Raw genomic sequence first — 15,028 nt, 5'->3', positions numbered from 1 at the left:
AACCATGCGCACACTTCTCCTGACTGTCCTGATCCTGTCTATGGCCTGCCCGGCCGCGGCCAGCGACGCTTCTCCGCTCCGGCTTTCGGGCCCGCCCATTGCGGAAAGCCTTCCCCTGCTGGCCATGGCGCACAACGGGCAGGCCTGGGCGCAGGACTTCGACGTCCGGTTCATCCCCTGGCATTCGCCGGACATGCTCCGGGCCATGGTGGCCGGGGGCCAGGTGGACGCCGCCATCGTGACCACGGCGGCGGCCAGCACCCTGCGCAACAAGGGCGTCAACTGCCGGGTGGCCCTGCTGCACGAGTCCCCGGTCTGGATAGTCTCGGTCAGGCCCGGGGCCGACACACTGGAATCCCTGGAGGGCACCCTGCTCTTCCCCTTCGGCCCGGGCGAGATGCCGGAGCTGTTCTACAAGGCCACCATGGCGGGCAAACAGGGCAACATCACCACCCGGCACACGGGCGGGGCCCTGGAGGCGGTCAACCTCCTGCTGGCGGGCAAGGGCGATCACGCCATGCTCAGCGAGCCCACGGCATCCATCGCCCTGCTGCGCTCCAGGGCCATGCGGGACAAGGGCGCGCCCCTGCTGGTGAAGCGCGTGGACATGTGCAGGGCCTGGGAGCGCAGCTTCCCGGGGCACCGGCTGGCGGCCAGCTGCGTGGCCTTTTTCGGGCCCAGGGCGGACGAGGAGCAACAGGTACGGGCCTTCAACGCGGCCTATGCCCGGGCCTGCGCCTGGGTGAAGGAACACCCTGAAAAGGCCCTGGAACTTGCCCGCACCCATTTCCCGGCGCTGGCCTCCCAGATGGAGACCGGAGCCGTGGACAATCTTGAAATCCACATCCTGGAAGGGACGCGGGCCAGGAACGACGCCCTGTTCTTCCTGGCCAGGATCAACGAGATTTCCCCGGCGGCCATCGGCGGGGCCATGCCGGGCAACGACCTGTTCGGGGTAAATCCATGATCGATCCCCATACCGGCAAGCTGCCCCCCTTCGCCTTTCACCTGCTGGGCCTGATGATGCTGGCCCTGGGCTGGGAACTCCTGGCCCGCAACTTTTCCGGCCTGGTGGTGGCGGGCCCGGCCGAAACCCTGACCGCCCTGCTCCGCCTGTTCAAGAACAAGACCTTCCTGACCATGCACCTGGGCCCCACCCTGGAACGCATCGGCCTGGCCCTGTGCTTCGGCATCGGCAGCGGCGCGCTCCTGGGCGTCCTGGCGGGGTTCGTGGAACCGCTGCGGCTTATGCTCGCCCCGGCCCGCTGGATCCTCACCAGCATTCCCGGGGTGATCATCGTGGTGGTCTTCATGCTCTGGTTCGGCATGGGCACCACCATGGTGGTGTGCATCACGGCCACCATGGTCGCCCCCATCGTCTACGTGAACGTGGCCGACGGCATGATGGCCGTGGACAAGTCGCTCCTGGAAATGGCCCGGGTCTACCGCCTGCCCCTGCACATGCGCCTGGCGCGCATCTACGCCATGGCCCTGGCCGGGCCGCTCCTTTCCGGGGCGGTCATTGCCACGGGCAACGGCATCCGGCTGGTGGTGCTGGCGGAAATGCTCGGGGCCAACGAAGGAATAGGCCATGCGCTGGCCATTTCCCGGACCAACCTCCAGACCGACGAACTCTACGCCCTGACCCTGCTGGCCATGCTGGTCATCGGCGGGGTGGAGGTGGCCCTGCTGCGCCCGGCCCGCAACGCCGTGCAAAGGAGGCGGGCATGAACGCCGTCATTGAAATGAAAAACATCCACAAGCGGTTCGGCCGCCGCCCGGTCATTGCCGGGTTCGACCTGACCGTGCAGCAGGGCGAGGTGCTGGGCATGCTCGGCCCCAGCGGCATCGGCAAATCCACCATCCTGCGCATGATCGCCGGGCTGGAAAAGCCGGACGCCGGACGCATCCGGGTCCGCTCCGCCCATATCGGCTACGTGTTCCAGGAGGCTCGGCTCCTTCCCTGGGACACGGCCCTGACCAACGTGGCCCTGCCCCTGCGGGCGCAGGGCATGGACCGGAAGGCGGCTGCGGAAAAGGCCCGGTACTTCCTGCACCGCATGGACCTTTCCGAATTCGAGAACGTCTATCCCCACCAGCTTTCCGGCGGCATGCGCCAACGCGTGGCGCTGGCCCGCGCCTTTGCAGTCAGCCCGGACATCCTGCTGCTGGACGAGCCGTTCACCGGCCTGGACAAGAACCTCAAGGAGACCATGCGCACCCTGCTGGAATCCGCCCTGGAAACCAGCCGCGCCGCGGTCATCCACGTGACCCACGACCCCTCGGAACTTCTGGACCGCACCAGCCGCCTCGTCCACCTGGAACAGCTGGGACAGGAGCGGTGCACCGAGGCGCGCCTGACCAAAACCATTCAGCAAGGACAGACATCATGAGCCCGACGGAAATATTCTGGAATCTTCTCAAGGGATTTCGCGACGACACCATGCCCGTCCAGATCCTGCTCGTCATCGGCATGCTCGCCGTGACCTAGCTGGTGTTCACCCGGCCGGGCAAGGGCACGGACGCCTTCACCAAGCTCTTCCTGGCGGCGGCCCTGATCTGGAACGCCCTGGCCTGCTTTTTGTTCGTCTGCGGCAAGAGCCCGGTGGCCAAATTCCTGGGCGCGCCCCTGTATTCGGTCATCGGCTTCCTGTTTCTGGTGGACCTGTTCATCACCAAAAAGACGCACTTCGAAGTGCCCCGCTCCGCCGGGATACGGCTGGCAACGGCATTTTTCATCCTCCTGGCCTTTCTCTTCCCCTTCCTCGGCCATTTCACGGGGCACCCCATGATCGCCCTGCCCGGCTACCCCTGCCCCCTGGCCGGTTTCATCCTGGCCCTGCTGGCGGCAACCTCGCGGGCGGACCGGGGCATCTACATCCTGACCCTGATCTGGGCCTTTGTGAACATACCGAAATGCTTCGGCTTCATGGACTGCTACGAGGAAACGACCCTGGTGGTCACGGGCTTCTACGCCCTGGCCATGCTCAAGTATCGGGACGCGCAGCGTGAACAGGGAACGCACTAGAACGGAGGACGGGGCATGTACAGCGAATCGACACAGCGGGTCACACAGCCGGAAACGGGTTCGCCCGAACAGACGCGGCAGACCGTACGCACGGTCCGCGAAACCGCGCCCCGGCTCAAATGCATTGACGCGGGCAGCGACTACTGCCCCTGCCATTTGGCCGAATCGGGCGAGTGCATTGTCTGCTCGGTGCTGCGGGGCGAGGAGCAATGCAGCTGCGACTGGACCGGGGCCTGCATCCTGGCCCAGAACAAGTGGCTCCTGGGCCACGGCGTCCGGCGGGAAAGCCGGGAGGCCAGGATCATCTCACGGGAGGACGTGGGCCAGGGCACCGAGGTCCTGCGCGTGGCCGTTACCGCGCGCATGGCGTCCCAGCTCACGCGGCCGGGCAGCTTCGTGTTCGTGCGCGGCAGGCCCGAGGCATGCTTCGACACCCCCCTGGCCGTGATCTCGGCCTTCCCCGGAAAACAGGAAATCGTGCTGGCCTATACCCGGCTCGGCCCCAAGACCAAAACCCTGGCCGCCTGCGAGGACAGGCTCTGGCTGCGCGGCCCTTACTGGAACGGCATCCTGGGCCACGAGCTCATGGAAACCGTCCGCAACGAACGGGTGGTGCTGGTGCTCTCGGGCATGGCCCAGGTCTGCGGCCCCAACATAGCCCGCACCCTGCTGCGCAACGGCAACCGGGTCAGCATCATCTACGGCACCAGGGGCTACCCCTTTGTTGCCCCCTATATCCAGGAGGTGCCCGCGGCCTATTTCGTCAACTTGGCCTCGCAGACCGGCTGGAGGGAGATCCGGAGCCTGCTCACGCAGGTGCGGCCATATTGCCTGTTCAGCGGCGGCAACGACGAACAGCACTCCCGGCTCCGCGCCACCATGACCGAGCTGGGGCTGAAGCCCCGCCTGGCCACTTCCAAGACGCACAAGATGTGCTGCGGCGAAGGCATCTGCGGAGCCTGCGTCACCGTGACCAACGGCGTACAGATACGCACCTGCAAGGCCCGGCTCGATCCCCGGGACTGATACACCAAAAAGGACACGACCAATGAGCACCATAATCATCATCGGCGGAGGCTGGGCGGGTTGCGCGGCGGCGCTGGCGGCCAGGCGGGACACGGAACGGCACGTCATTCTCCTGGAGCGCACCGACCTGCTGCTGGGCTGCGGCCTGGCCGGGGGCATCATGCGCAACAACGGCAGGCACACCGCCGCCGAGGAGCTGCGCCTGCTGGGCGCCGGGGAACTCATCGAGGCCGCCGACCGGGTGGCCACCCACGCGGGGTTCGATTTTCCCGGACACAGCCACGCCACCCTCTACTCCACCTCCCGCATGGAGCCCGTCGTGCGCGAGGTCCTGCAGAAACGGGGCATCGACCTGCGCTTCCTCTCCCGCGTGGTGAATGCCCGGGCCAGGGACGGCCGCGTGGAGGCGGTGCAGCTGGCGGACGGTTCCTGGCTGCGGGGGGACATGTTCATCGAATGCACGGGCTCGGCGGGCCCCATGGGCAACTGCGTGCGCTTCGGCAACGGCTGCGCCATGTGCATGCTGCGCTGCCCCTCCTTCGGCCCCCGCGTGAGCCTCACGGCCCGCCTGGGCATCCAGGATCACATGGGCATGCGCCAGGACGGCGCGGTGGGGTCCCTGAGCGGATCCTGCGAACTCCGCAAGGACTCGCTTTCCCCCCGGCTGCAGCGGGCGCTGGAGGAAACCGGAGTCTCGGTCACCCCGCTGCCCAAGGAACTGGTGCACCGCAGCATGCTGGGCAAGAAATCCTGCCGCCAGTACGCCCTGCCCGACTTCGCGGACAACATCGTGCTGCTGGACACGGGCGGACATGCCAAGATGATGACCCCGTACTTCCCCATCGACCGGCTGCGCCAGGTGCCCGGATTCGAGCGCGCGCTCTACAGCCACGGCAGCAGCGTCGCCAATTCCGTGCGCTTCCTTTCCCGCGCGCCCCGGGACGACTCCATGCGGGTGCGGGGGGCGGAAAACCTCTTCTGCGCCGGGGAGAAGTCCGGATTCTTCGTGGGCCACACCGAGGCCATGGCCACCGGCACCCTGGCCGGATACAACGCCGCGGCCCTGGCCGAAAACCTTCCGCTGATGCGCTTTCCCACGGAACTGGCCTGCGGCGACATCATCGCGGCCGAATCAGAAGGGCTGGACCAGGAGGACGGCCTGAAGCAACGCTACACTTTTTCCGGAGGCATCTACTTTGAAAGAATGCAGAAACGTGGACTGTACGTAATGGATACGGCGGAAATCCGCTCCCGGATCCGCCGCCTGGGACTCACAGGCTTCTTCGCCGCACCGCACGCGGACGCGGCAGCCTAAAATCATGGAGCAGACTATGGAAAACAGCCCCCACGTCTCCCGGTGCTTTTTCGGCTGCAACTCGGCAGAGGGTTTCCACTCCTTCTTCAACTTTCTGCCGGATCTGGACAACGCCAAGATGATCATCGTCAAGGGCGGACCGGGCACCGGAAAATCCACCTTCATCAATCGCATCGGCGAAACCTTTGCCGGGCAGGGCTATGACCTGGAATACCAGCATTGCTCGCTGGACCCGGAATCCTACGACGCGGTGACCATTCCCGAGATCCGGTCCGTGGTGGTGGCCGCCACCGGGCACCACGTGTTCGACCCGCGCAACCCCGGCGCCGTGGATGAAATCCTCAACCTGGGCGAGTACTGGGATATCGAGGGCATCCGCACGCACCGCGAGGAAATCCTGGACATCAACAAGGCGTCGGAACGCAAGTTCCACAGGGTCTACCGCCAGCTCAAGGCCGCGCGCCTGCTGCTGGGCAACGCCGAGAGCGTCAGCGCGGAAGCCATGGACCGCAGGAAACTGCACGCCATGGAGCAGGCCATCTGCGACCACCTGCCCCCGGCCAAGGCCGGGACGGGCTACGGCGCGGAACGCCACTGCTTCATCTCCTCCATCACCCCGCTGGGCGAGGTGCACCTGGCGGCCAGCCTGCTGCGCGCAAACACCCGGGTCGTCGGCCTGGTGGGCGAGCCCGGCTCGGGCCGTTCCGAGCTGTTGCAGGAGGTCGCCCGGCAGGCCCGGCTGCGCGGCCTGACCGTGGAGTACTACCACAAGCCCATCGACCACTCGATCGTCGAGCATATCCACATTCCGGAAGCCGAACTGCTGATCACGGTGCAGCCCGGCCTCATGCCCGCGGACAACCTAGTGGCGACCTACCGCCTGGACGAGTGCGCGGCCTCGTGGATCGATGACGAGCGAGAGGCCATCGACGCGGCCAAGACGCGTTACGAGGAGATCCTGGGCGACGCCGTGGATTCGCTGCTGGACGCCAAGAACACCCATTCGGCCCTGGAACAGTACTATGTGCCGTACATGGATTTCTCCGGCGTGGACCGCAGGTGCGAAGCCGTGGTCGAAACCCTGAGACAGCATTCAACCCTTTTTGCCTAACCCGTTTTTCACAAAGGAGAAAACCATGCCCCAACAGACGCACATCACCAAACGCATCGCCGTGTTCGAGTCCTGGTCCACCACCTACAACCAGAGCATCGTGGACCTGATGCTCAAGAAATTCGGCGTGGACTACCGCGACGCCATCCTGGGCGTGGCCCGCAAGGCCGCTCCCAAGGAGGGCGAGGACGTGCTGGATATCGCCACCGGCACGGGCACCGTGGCCCTGGCCCTGGCCGAGGAGGCTGACGCCGGTTGCCGGATCACGGGCATCGACATCACCCAGTCCATGCTGGACGCGGCCCGCAGGAACGTGAACGCCGCCGGAATCGGCGACATCTTCGAATTCCGGCAGGCGTCGGCCGAGGAACTTCCCTTTGCGGACAATTCCTACGACGTGGTCACCAGCTCCCTGGCCCTGCACCACACCAACGTGCCGTCCGTGCTCCGGGAGTGCCACCGCGTGCTGCGCCCCGGCGGCCGGGTAGTCATTGCCGACGTCACGGCCAACAAGACCTGGCGCAGCCCCGTGGGCGCGTTCTACAAGCTCATGGACCAGCTCTACATGCTGGGCACAGAGTCCAACGACCTGTTCTGCCAGTTCCACACCCACGAGGAGTGGATGGGGCTGATGCGCAACGCGAAATTCGCCGGAGTGGAGCAGAAATTCTTCGAGCCCAAGCACAGCTGGAGCCGGGGCATCGTCATCGTTTCCGGGACCAAACCTTCGGCCTGATACCAGGCGCCGGCGCATGAAAACGGAAAAGGCCGCGCTGCTCGATGCAGTGCGGTCTTTCCCCTTCGACCCTCGCGGGGTGTTTTTACGCCGCCCCGGGGCAGAAACAAACCCGAAGAGCGCCTAAGCTGCGGCGGTTGCGGAAGGACCGGCGCCCTTTTTCCCGGCCTCGTCGCCGCAGAACATCCAAGGAGGCTTCATTGAAGACCGTACTCGCCACGCTGCTGGCACTGTTTCTCTGCGCAGGCACGACCCTCGCGCACACCCTGTTCATGACCGTGACGGACAACGAGGACGGAACCGTCACCGTGGAAGGCATGTACTCCACGGGGACCGCGGCCTCGGACACCGAGCTCCGCCTGGAGGGCCCCAACGGAAGGGTCCTGTTCCAGGGACGCACCGATGCCGACGGCGAGCTGGAATTCGCCAAGCCCGCCTCCCCCTACACCATCATCCTGGACGGCGGCCCGGGCCACGTGGCCACGGAAGAAGGGCCCCGCTAACCCAACAAGGAGAACACCGTGAAACGAATCCTCTTCGCGCTGGCGCTTGCCGTGGCGGCGCTCTCGGCCGGGCCTGCCTCGGCACACATGTTCTGGATCAACCTGAGCGAATCCTTCAACCACCCGCCCGGCCATGTCACCTCGGTGCTGGGCTTCGGCCATTCCCTGCCCCTGGACGACTTCCTGGCCGGGGAACACGGGGTGATCAAGCTGGACCGCTATGAACTGGTGGCGCCGGACAAAAGCCGTTTCGCCCTGGGCCTGCCGGACATCCAGGTCAGCCCGGCCCAGCAGACGCCCACGAAAATGGCCGTGACCACCGGCGACCTGGGGCTGCGCAAGATCGCCCGCACCCGGGATTCCGCCCCGGGCACCTACCAGGTGGTCGCCCAGTCCAGGCCCATGTACTTCACCTCGTACCTGGACGCCAAGGGCAAGCAGCGCATGGCCCCACTGTCCCTGGACCAGATCAAGGACATCAAGACGCCCCTGGTTTCCATGAAATACATGTCCTATGCCAAGTCATTCTTCGCACTGGACCAATGGACCGCCCCCGAACCCGTGGGCCACGACCTGGAGCTCATGCCGCTTACCGACCTCTCGGACCTGCACGCGGGCGACCTGGTCCGCTTCAAGGTCACCTTCAAAGGCAAGCCCGTGAGCGCCGACGCCAAGGCCATGCACTCCATGACCTGCACCAGCAACACCTTCGGCGGGCCGGACAAGTTCCATCTGGATTCCTACCTGATGAACGGCGAGGCCCAGTTCCGCATGCCCAGCGCGGGCCAGTGGGTGGCGAACGTCTATTACAAGCAGGAGGTGGCCGGAAGCCCGCAGCTCGAGAACGAGAAGGGCAAGTGCACCGTGATCTACACTGCGGGCACCATCGGCTTCACCGTCAAACCGTAAATGAAAGGGGCCGGTTCTCCGGCCCCGCCTTATGCCATTGTCCATCCCCCTGGCGGCCTGCCGGGCTCCGAAACAGGCCGAATCCCCATAAATCCCCTCGGTCGGCATTTTTCCCATATTTGTACATCCGACGCCAACAATGCGTTTGATTATGACATTAATGTCACTTCACTCAATTTCGACATGCGCATAATTACTTGAAATAATTGTAATAACATTACAATATTCCACTGCTGCTTTTTGGTATCCATATTGCTTGTCTGGGCGGCATGTCCACCGCAGTAAAAAACCTGAAGTTCATGGCCCTGCTGGCCATCTGTCAGATCATCGACAAGGCCCTGGACCTCGAATCCGCCCTGGAATCCGTGCTCCGCGTGCTCTCGGAAGAGCTGTCCATGAAGCGCGCCACCGTCACCCTGCTGGACGACGGCAGGAACACCCTGAACATCAATGCCTCCTACGGCCTGACCCCCGAGGAGAAACGGCGCGGTGTCTACAGCCTGGGCGAAGGCGTCACCGGTGCCATCTTCCAGTCCGGCGAGCCCTATTTCGTCCCCGACATCAGCAAGGAGCCCCTGTTCCTGAACAAGACGGGCACCCGCATCGTCACCAAGGCCAAGCTCTCGTTCCTGGGGGTGCCCATCAAGCTCTACGGAGAGCCCATCGGCGTGCTCAACGTGGACCGCCTCTTTGCGGACGACATCTCCCCGGAGGAGGACATCGAATTCCTTTCCGTGGTGGCCACGCTCATCGCCCAGTTCATCAGCCTGAACCGCAAGATCGAGGAACGCGAGGAAGTGCTCCGCGCGGAAAACACCTCGCTCAAGTACCAGATTTCCAAGGAATCCAACGGACTCTACATGGTGGGTACCAGCACGGCCATGATGGACGTGCAGCGCCAGCTCCAGCGGGTGGCCCCCACCAAGGCCACGGTGCTGCTGGGGGAGTCCGGCGTGGGCAAGACCCTCATCGCCCGCATCATCCACCAGCTTTCGGACCGCAAGGAACACCCGTTCATCAAGGTCAACTGCGCCTCCATCCCGGAGAACCTGCTGGAATCCGAACTCTTCGGGGTGGACAAGGGGGCCTATACCGGGGCCAGCCATTCCAGGGCAGGACGCTTTGAGGAGGCCAACCGGGGCACCATCTTCCTGGACGAAGTGGGCGAACTGCCTCTGGCAGTCCAGGCCAAGCTGCTTCGCGTCATCCAGGAAAAGGAATTCGAAAGGCTGGGCAGCGCGCGCACCAGGCGCACGGACGTGCGCATCGTCACGGCCACCAACAAGGACCTGGAGGTCCTTTCCCGAAACGGGGAGTTCCGGCCGGACCTCTACTACCGGCTCAACGTCTTCCCCATCCGGGTCCCGGCCCTGCGGGAGCGGAAGGAGGACGTGCCGGGCCTGCTCAACCACTTCCTGAACAGGATGGCCGACGAATACGGACGTCCCCTGGCCTTCACCTCCGAGGCGCTCGACACCCTGACCATGCACGACTGGCCGGGCAACGTGCGCGAAATGGAGAACCTCTTGGAGCGGCTGGTGATCATGGCCGACTCCGACCGAATTGATTCGGCCATGCTGGCCGGGTTCCTGAAAGGCCCGGCCCGGGACGCCGCCCTGCAGGCCCCGACGCCCGCGCCCCCTTCCCTCGGCAACCGCTCCCTGTCGGACGTGGAGCGCCAGGAGATCGTGGCCGCCCTGGAACGCAACGGCTGGATCCAGTACAAGGCCGCCAGGGACCTGGGGCTGACCCCGCGTCAGATGGGCTACCGCGTGCACAAGTTCTCCCTGGAGCCGCTCATTGCCCAGGGCCGCGCCAGCCTGCGCAACTGATTCCCCTTCAACCGCAACATCGAAAGCCCCCGGAGCACGGCTCCGGGGGCTTTCTCAGAGTGGAGATTGCTATGTCCTGATAGCAAATATCTTGGCTGTCCGATTAGCCGCAGCCCAGGCCCGTCCCGGCGCAACAGCTGCCGCCGATGCCGACCTTGCGGGACCTGTACACGTCCATGTCCCCGCCGCTGTAGAGGGTCTGCAAGGCGTCCCGAATGAACCCGGAACAGACATGGGCCTCAAGCCCGGATTCCTCCAGGAACTTCCTGGGCTGCTCGCCCATGGCGCTGGCCAGCACGGCCCGGCAGTCCTTCAGGGTCGCGGCGAGACGCTCCCAGCGTTTGGGACCGCAGCCGGGCTGAGGCGCGGTGCGCTCCTCCAGCATGCGGAATCCGCCGTCGCCCAGCCCCCAGATCTGGAACCGCGCGGCCTCGCCCAGATGCTGGTTGACCAGCAGTCCTTCGCGGCTGGCAACCGCCACATAGGGCCGCCGCTGCTCCACGGTCAGGGGCCGGAGCTTGGAACAGGCCTGCAGCGTGCCGCACAGCTCGCCGGAGCGGTCTTCGGCCAGCAGGCCCACGGCGTCGGCCCGGCAGCGCTTGCAATGCGTCATCTGCGCGAGGAACTCTCCGGCCGCCTTGCGCAGGGGAACAACCGTCTCATGCCCCGGCTCGGGCAGGTCCGCAAAAAGCGTGTCCTGGCTGGGCTTGAGCGGAATGAGATTCTGGATGTCCGCCCCCAGTTCGGCCGCCACGCGGGAGACCTCGGGAATGTGGTCCTCGTTGACGCCGGGAATAATGATGGTGTTGACCTTGACCATCACGCCCCGCTCCTTGAGCCCGCGAACGGCCGCAAGCTGCCGTTCCAGGAGAATCCCTGCCCCCTGCTCGCCCCGGTAGACCACGTTGCCGTCCTTGACCCAGGAATAGATCCGGGCGCCGATGGCCGGGTCCACGGCATTGATGGTGATGGTCACGTGGGAAACGCCCAGGGCCGCGATCTCATCCAGGTACGGCGGCACGTTGAGCCCGTTGCTGGACAGGCAGAAGATCAGGTCGGGATGCCTTTCCTTGAGCAGGCGCATGGTTTCCAGCACCTCGGGCGCATTGGCGAAGGGATCGCCCGGCCCGGCAATGCCCGCCACGGTGATGCGCACGTCCCTCTCCAGAACGCGGTCCATGTATTCGGCGGCCTGGAACGGCTTGAGCACGGCGCTGGAGACCCCCGGCCGGGACTCGTTCACGCAGTCGTACTTGCGGTTGCAGTAGTTGCACTGGATGTTGCATCTGGGGGCCACGGGAAGATGGACCCTGCCGCAGCTTCCCGCGGCCTCCTTGTTGAAGCAGGGGTGTCTTGTCGTATCCTTCATGCTCTCCTCCCGTGATTAGAGATATCCGTAGCCGACGGAACAGCCGGACTGTTTCTTTTCCAGCACCGCATTGACGATGCGGTCGTAGAGATCCTGCGCCCCGCCGTATCCGAGAATGCGCAGGCGCTGCCCCCCGAAACGGTCGTGGATGGGGAAGCCCACGCGCACCAGGGGAACGCCCCAGTCGCGGGCGTAGCGGTAGCCCTTGCTGTGGCCGATGACCAGGTCGGGCTTCAGTTCCCCGGCCATCTCGGCGATCTCGTGGAAATCCACGCCCTCGTGGACCTGGGGCTGCTCACGCAGGTCGCCGCCCACCCGTTCGATGTTGGCCACCATTTCCCCGGTGCGGGAACCGGTGGCCGCCAGCACGGGCTGCACGCCGATCTCGCTCAGGAAGGCCACCAGGCCGACCACCAGGTCCTCCTCGCCGTAGACGATGGCCCGCTTGCCCGCCACGTACTTGTGGCCGTCCACCAGGGAATCCACGAGCCTGCCGCGCTCCAGCAGGTAACGCCGGGGCACGCCCCTGCTCGCCACCTCGCTCAGGGCTTCCAGGAACCTGTCGGTTTCCCGCAGGCCCAGGGGCATGCCCAGCCGGACATTGGGAACGCCGAACCGGTCCTGCAGGGAGGACCCGGCGGTCCTGGCGGGCAGGCAGCGGCCGAATTCGATGCTGCACGCGGCCCCGGACATGTGCCTGATGGCTTCGAGGGGCGTGCCGCCCGAGGGGATGGGCTCGTAGTCCAGCAGGGCCGGACCGTCCAGGGTTTCGGAAATATCGGGAAGAATGGTCGCATCCAGACCGAAATGGCCAAAGATGTCCTTGAGGGCGCGGATGTCGCCCGGAGATATCATGCCCCCGAACAGGTTGACCGAGCCGTTGGCCCGGGCCTTTTCCACCACCAGCTGTTCGGCCATGGCGCGCACCGCTCCGGTCCAGCCGTCCATGTGCGTGCCGCTGTAGCTGGGGGTGTTCACGTGCACCACCTCGGGCAGGTCCAGGTCGGAGAACTCCTTGCGAAACTCCCTGAGGATCATGCCCACGTCGTCGCCGATGGTTTCGGTGAGACAGGTGGTGGCCACGCCGATGACCTGGGGCTGGTATTTTTTCATGACGTTGAGCAGCCCCTTCTTCAGGTTGGGAGCGCCGCCGTACACGGCGTGCTTTTCCCCCAGCGCGGACGAGGCGATGTCCATGGGCTCGCGAAAATGGCTGATGATGTAGCGCCGCATGTAGGTGGCGCACCCCTGGGAGCCGTGCAGGAAGGGCACGGACTTTTCCACGCCGCGAAAGGCCAGGGCAGCGCCCAGCGGGGTGCAGAGCTTGCAGGCGTTGGTGGTGGAGACGTAGTTGGGCTTAAGCATTGCGCACCTCCCTTCTGGGCACGAATTTCCAGACCGGGCTCATGGCCGAGGCATGGATCTCCCGCGCGAAGTTGTACATGCCCACGAAGCCTTCGAGGGATTCCTTGCGCTCGTGGTTGTGGTCGCAGAAACCGACGCCCATCTTGAAGGCGATGGGCCGTTCCTTGACCCCGCCCACGAAGACGTCCACGTCCTTTTCCTTGATGAAGGCCGAAAGCTCCAGGGGGTTGGAGTCGTCCACGATGATGGTGCCGGGATCGGTGATGGCCTCCAGCTCCCGGTAGTCCTCCTCGGTGCCGGTCTGGGAGCCGACCATGACCACCTGCATGCCCAGGTGCCGGAAGGCCTTGATGAGCGAAAAGGCCTTGAACGCCCCGCCCACGTAGATGGCCACCCTCTTGCCTTCGAGATCCCTGCGGAACTCCTGCAGGCGCGGCATGAGCAGGTCGAGTTCCTCCTTCACCAGCTCGGAGGTGCGCCGTGAAATGTCGGAGTCCGCTTCGCTGAAGTGGTCGGCGACGGCGTACAGGGATTCGGCCATGTCCTCAATGCCGAGGTAGGAGACGCGGATGTAGGGGATGCCGTACTCCTCCTCCATCATCTTCGCCAGATCGAGGGTCGCGCCCGAACACTGGACCACGTTGAGCGCGGCCCCGTGGCAGCGGCGGATGTCCGCCACCCTGCCGTCGCCCGTGATGTTGGCCACCACCTCGACGCCCATGCGCCGGAAATATTCCCGGATGATCCAGATCTCGCCCGCCAGGTTGAAATCGCCGAGGATGTTCACGGAGATCCCGGATATCCTCGACGTGTCACCGGTGCCCACCAGCCGGAACAGGGCCTTGCAGGCCGCGTTGTATCCCTCGCGCTTGTTGCCCTTGAACCCTTCGGACTGCACCGGGATGACCGGGATGCCCTTCTTTTCCTCCATCCTGCGGCACACGGCCTCGAGATCGTCGCCGATGATGCCCACGATGCAGGTGGAGTAGACAAAGGCGGCCTTGGGGCCGTGCCTGTCGATGAGCTCGTCCAGGGCGGCCTCCAGTTTCCTTTCACCGCCGAAGATGACGTCGGTCTCCTGCAGGTCGGTGGTGAAGCTGAGACGATGCAGCTCCGGGCCGCTGGAAAGCGCGCCCCGGATGTCCCAGGTATAGACCGCGCAGCCCACCGGGCCGTGCACCAGGTGCAGGGCGTCGGCTATGGGATAGAGCACCACGCGCGAACCGCAGAAAACGCAGGCGCGCTGGCTCACGGCTCCCGCCAGGGAATCGCGGTTGCAGGCCATGTCGATGGGCCCCTGTCCGGTGCGGTGCACCTGTTCGCGGCGTTCGTCCAGCAGGGCGCTTGCTTCGCATTTCATATCCGTTCCTCCGAAAATACCCGCCTTGTCAGGCAGACGAGATTGGTCCGTTTCCAGCCGATCCGGGAGTAGAATCCCAATGCGGGCCCATTGTCCCGGTCGGCCAAAAGCTGCATGCGCAGCGCGCCATTGTCGGCGGCCCAGCCGTGCACGGCGTCCATGAGCATCCTGCCGATGCCCCGCCCCTGCCAGGGGACGGCGACGGCCATGTCCTCCACCAGCACCGAGGGAGCCCCCTCGGCGGTGGAAACGTTGAGCTGGCCGGAACACATGCCCACCACCATGCCGTCGGCCTCGGCCACGAACACGGCGCGCCCGGAGCCTTCAAGCATCAGCCCCAGGCCGCAGCACTGTTTCCGGACGTCGAAGGCAAAGTCCTCCTCGATGGAAAAGAGCATCTCCAGCAGGGAACACAGCGCGGCCATGTCCTCATGGCGGGCCTTGCGTATGGTGACGGCGGCAGTCATGCGCTCT

15 protein-coding genes are annotated in these 15,028 nt (G+C 65.2%); 11 read left to right on the top strand and 4 right to left on the bottom strand.

Annotated features, from left to right (window positions below; translation table 11 throughout):
* Positions 1–4 precede the first annotated feature (4 nt).
* The 11 genes from FGL65_RS08305 to FGL65_RS08255 all read left to right on the top strand — a co-directional run bounded on the left by FGL65_RS08305 (position 5) and on the right by FGL65_RS08255 (position 10,460).
* A complete protein-coding gene (locus FGL65_RS08305; RefSeq protein ID WP_147820754.1) occupies positions 5–967 on the top strand; it encodes an ABC transporter substrate-binding protein in 963 nt (320 codons plus the stop codon).
* Positions 964–1,731 carry an ABC transporter permease gene (locus tag FGL65_RS08300; RefSeq protein ID WP_147820753.1) on the top strand — a complete coding sequence of 256 codons (768 nt, stop codon included), beginning with the start codon at positions 964–966 and terminating at the stop codon, positions 1,729–1,731. The genes FGL65_RS08305 and FGL65_RS08300 overlap by 4 nt, the downstream gene beginning before the upstream one ends.
* A complete protein-coding gene (locus FGL65_RS08295) occupies positions 1,728–2,393 on the top strand; it encodes an ABC transporter ATP-binding protein (RefSeq protein ID WP_147820752.1) in 666 nt (221 codons plus the stop codon). Before FGL65_RS08300 ends, FGL65_RS08295 begins: the two co-directional genes overlap by 4 nt.
* A gap of 101 nt (positions 2,394–2,494) precedes the next feature.
* Positions 2,495–3,028, top strand: coding sequence for a DUF6064 family protein (locus FGL65_RS08290; protein WP_250645604.1), 534 nt, complete (start codon positions 2,495–2,497; stop codon positions 3,026–3,028).
* A 15-nt stretch (positions 3,029–3,043) separates the two neighbouring features.
* A complete protein-coding gene (locus FGL65_RS08285; RefSeq protein ID WP_147820751.1) occupies positions 3,044–4,054 on the top strand; it encodes a sulfide/dihydroorotate dehydrogenase-like FAD/NAD-binding protein in 1,011 nt (336 codons plus the stop codon).
* A gap of 22 nt (positions 4,055–4,076) precedes the next feature.
* Positions 4,077–5,369, top strand: a complete 1,293-nt coding sequence (locus FGL65_RS08280; protein ID WP_147820750.1) for an FAD-dependent oxidoreductase — start codon at positions 4,077–4,079, stop codon at positions 5,367–5,369.
* Between the two features lie 16 nt (positions 5,370–5,385).
* Positions 5,386–6,480, top strand: coding sequence for a hypothetical protein (locus FGL65_RS08275; protein ID WP_147820749.1), 1,095 nt, complete (start codon positions 5,386–5,388; stop codon positions 6,478–6,480).
* A gap of 25 nt (positions 6,481–6,505) precedes the next feature.
* Entirely contained in the window at positions 6,506–7,216 is a 711-nt protein-coding gene (locus FGL65_RS08270; protein ID WP_147820748.1) for a class I SAM-dependent methyltransferase, read from the top strand.
* Positions 7,217–7,416: 200 nt separating this feature from the next.
* On the top strand, positions 7,417–7,719 hold the full coding sequence (locus FGL65_RS08265) for a hypothetical protein (RefSeq protein ID WP_147820747.1): 303 nt from the start codon (positions 7,417–7,419) through the stop codon (positions 7,717–7,719).
* Positions 7,720–7,737: 18 nt separating this feature from the next.
* Positions 7,738–8,628: a DUF4198 domain-containing protein gene (locus tag FGL65_RS08260; RefSeq protein ID WP_147820746.1), complete on the top strand. Its 891-nt coding sequence runs from the start codon at positions 7,738–7,740 to the stop codon at positions 8,626–8,628.
* Between the two features lie 269 nt (positions 8,629–8,897).
* On the top strand, positions 8,898–10,460 hold the full coding sequence (locus FGL65_RS08255; protein ID WP_147820745.1) for a sigma 54-interacting transcriptional regulator: 1,563 nt from the start codon (positions 8,898–8,900) through the stop codon (positions 10,458–10,460).
* A 103-nt stretch (positions 10,461–10,563) separates the two neighbouring features.
* Here the strand turns inward: FGL65_RS08255 and FGL65_RS08250 are convergent, their stop codons facing one another.
* The 4 genes from FGL65_RS08250 to FGL65_RS08235 are packed head-to-tail and all read right to left on the bottom strand — an operon-like array spanning position 10,564 to position 15,021.
* Positions 10,564–11,829, bottom strand: coding sequence for a radical SAM protein (locus tag FGL65_RS08250; protein ID WP_147820744.1), 1,266 nt, complete (start codon positions 11,827–11,829; stop codon positions 10,564–10,566).
* Between the two features lie 15 nt (positions 11,830–11,844).
* Positions 11,845–13,194: a nitrogenase component 1 gene (locus FGL65_RS08245; protein WP_147820743.1), complete on the bottom strand. Its 1,350-nt coding sequence runs from the start codon at positions 13,192–13,194 to the stop codon at positions 11,845–11,847.
* Positions 13,187–14,554, bottom strand: a complete 1,368-nt coding sequence (nifE, locus tag FGL65_RS08240; RefSeq protein ID WP_147820742.1) for a nitrogenase iron-molybdenum cofactor biosynthesis protein NifE — start codon at positions 14,552–14,554, stop codon at positions 13,187–13,189. The genes FGL65_RS08245 and nifE overlap by 8 nt, the downstream gene beginning before the upstream one ends.
* Positions 14,551–15,021 carry a GNAT family N-acetyltransferase gene (locus FGL65_RS08235; protein ID WP_147820741.1) on the bottom strand — a complete coding sequence of 157 codons (471 nt, stop codon included), beginning with the start codon at positions 15,019–15,021 and terminating at the stop codon, positions 14,551–14,553. The genes nifE and FGL65_RS08235 overlap by 4 nt, the downstream gene beginning before the upstream one ends.
* Positions 15,022–15,028 lie beyond the last annotated feature (7 nt).

Origin of the sequence: Salidesulfovibrio onnuriiensis (assembly GCF_008001235.1) — a bacterium.
Classification (GTDB): Bacteria; Desulfobacterota; Desulfovibrionia; order Desulfovibrionales; family Desulfovibrionaceae; genus Pseudodesulfovibrio; species Pseudodesulfovibrio onnuriiensis.
The sequence above is the reverse complement of the archived record's forward strand: the minus strand, read 5'-3'. Positions and strand labels throughout refer to the sequence as shown.

Excerpts from the sequence above, each read along its gene's own strand:
- FGL65_RS08305 (WP_147820754.1), top strand. The coding sequence starts at position 5 with ATGCGCACACTTCTCCTGACTGTCCTGATCCTGTCTATGGCCTGCCCG.
- FGL65_RS08300 (WP_147820753.1), top strand. The coding sequence starts at position 964 with ATGATCGATCCCCATACCGGCAAGCTGCCCCCCTTCGCCTTTCACCTG.
- FGL65_RS08295 (WP_147820752.1), top strand. The coding sequence starts at position 1,728 with ATGAACGCCGTCATTGAAATGAAAAACATCCACAAGCGGTTCGGCCGC.
- FGL65_RS08285 (WP_147820751.1), top strand. The coding sequence starts at position 3,044 with ATGTACAGCGAATCGACACAGCGGGTCACACAGCCGGAAACGGGTTCG.
- FGL65_RS08280 (WP_147820750.1), top strand. The coding sequence starts at position 4,077 with ATGAGCACCATAATCATCATCGGCGGAGGCTGGGCGGGTTGCGCGGCG.
- FGL65_RS08275 (WP_147820749.1), top strand. The coding sequence starts at position 5,386 with ATGGAAAACAGCCCCCACGTCTCCCGGTGCTTTTTCGGCTGCAACTCG.
- FGL65_RS08270 (WP_147820748.1), top strand. The coding sequence starts at position 6,506 with ATGCCCCAACAGACGCACATCACCAAACGCATCGCCGTGTTCGAGTCC.
- FGL65_RS08255 (WP_147820745.1), top strand. The coding sequence starts at position 8,898 with ATGTCCACCGCAGTAAAAAACCTGAAGTTCATGGCCCTGCTGGCCATC.
- FGL65_RS08250 (WP_147820744.1), bottom strand. The coding sequence starts at position 11,829 with ATGAAGGATACGACAAGACACCCCTGCTTCAACAAGGAGGCCGCGGGA.
- FGL65_RS08245 (WP_147820743.1), bottom strand. The coding sequence starts at position 13,194 with ATGCTTAAGCCCAACTACGTCTCCACCACCAACGCCTGCAAGCTCTGC.
- nifE (WP_147820742.1), bottom strand. The coding sequence starts at position 14,554 with ATGAAATGCGAAGCAAGCGCCCTGCTGGACGAACGCCGCGAACAGGTG.
- FGL65_RS08235 (WP_147820741.1), bottom strand. The coding sequence starts at position 15,021 with ATGACTGCCGCCGTCACCATACGCAAGGCCCGCCATGAGGACATGGCC.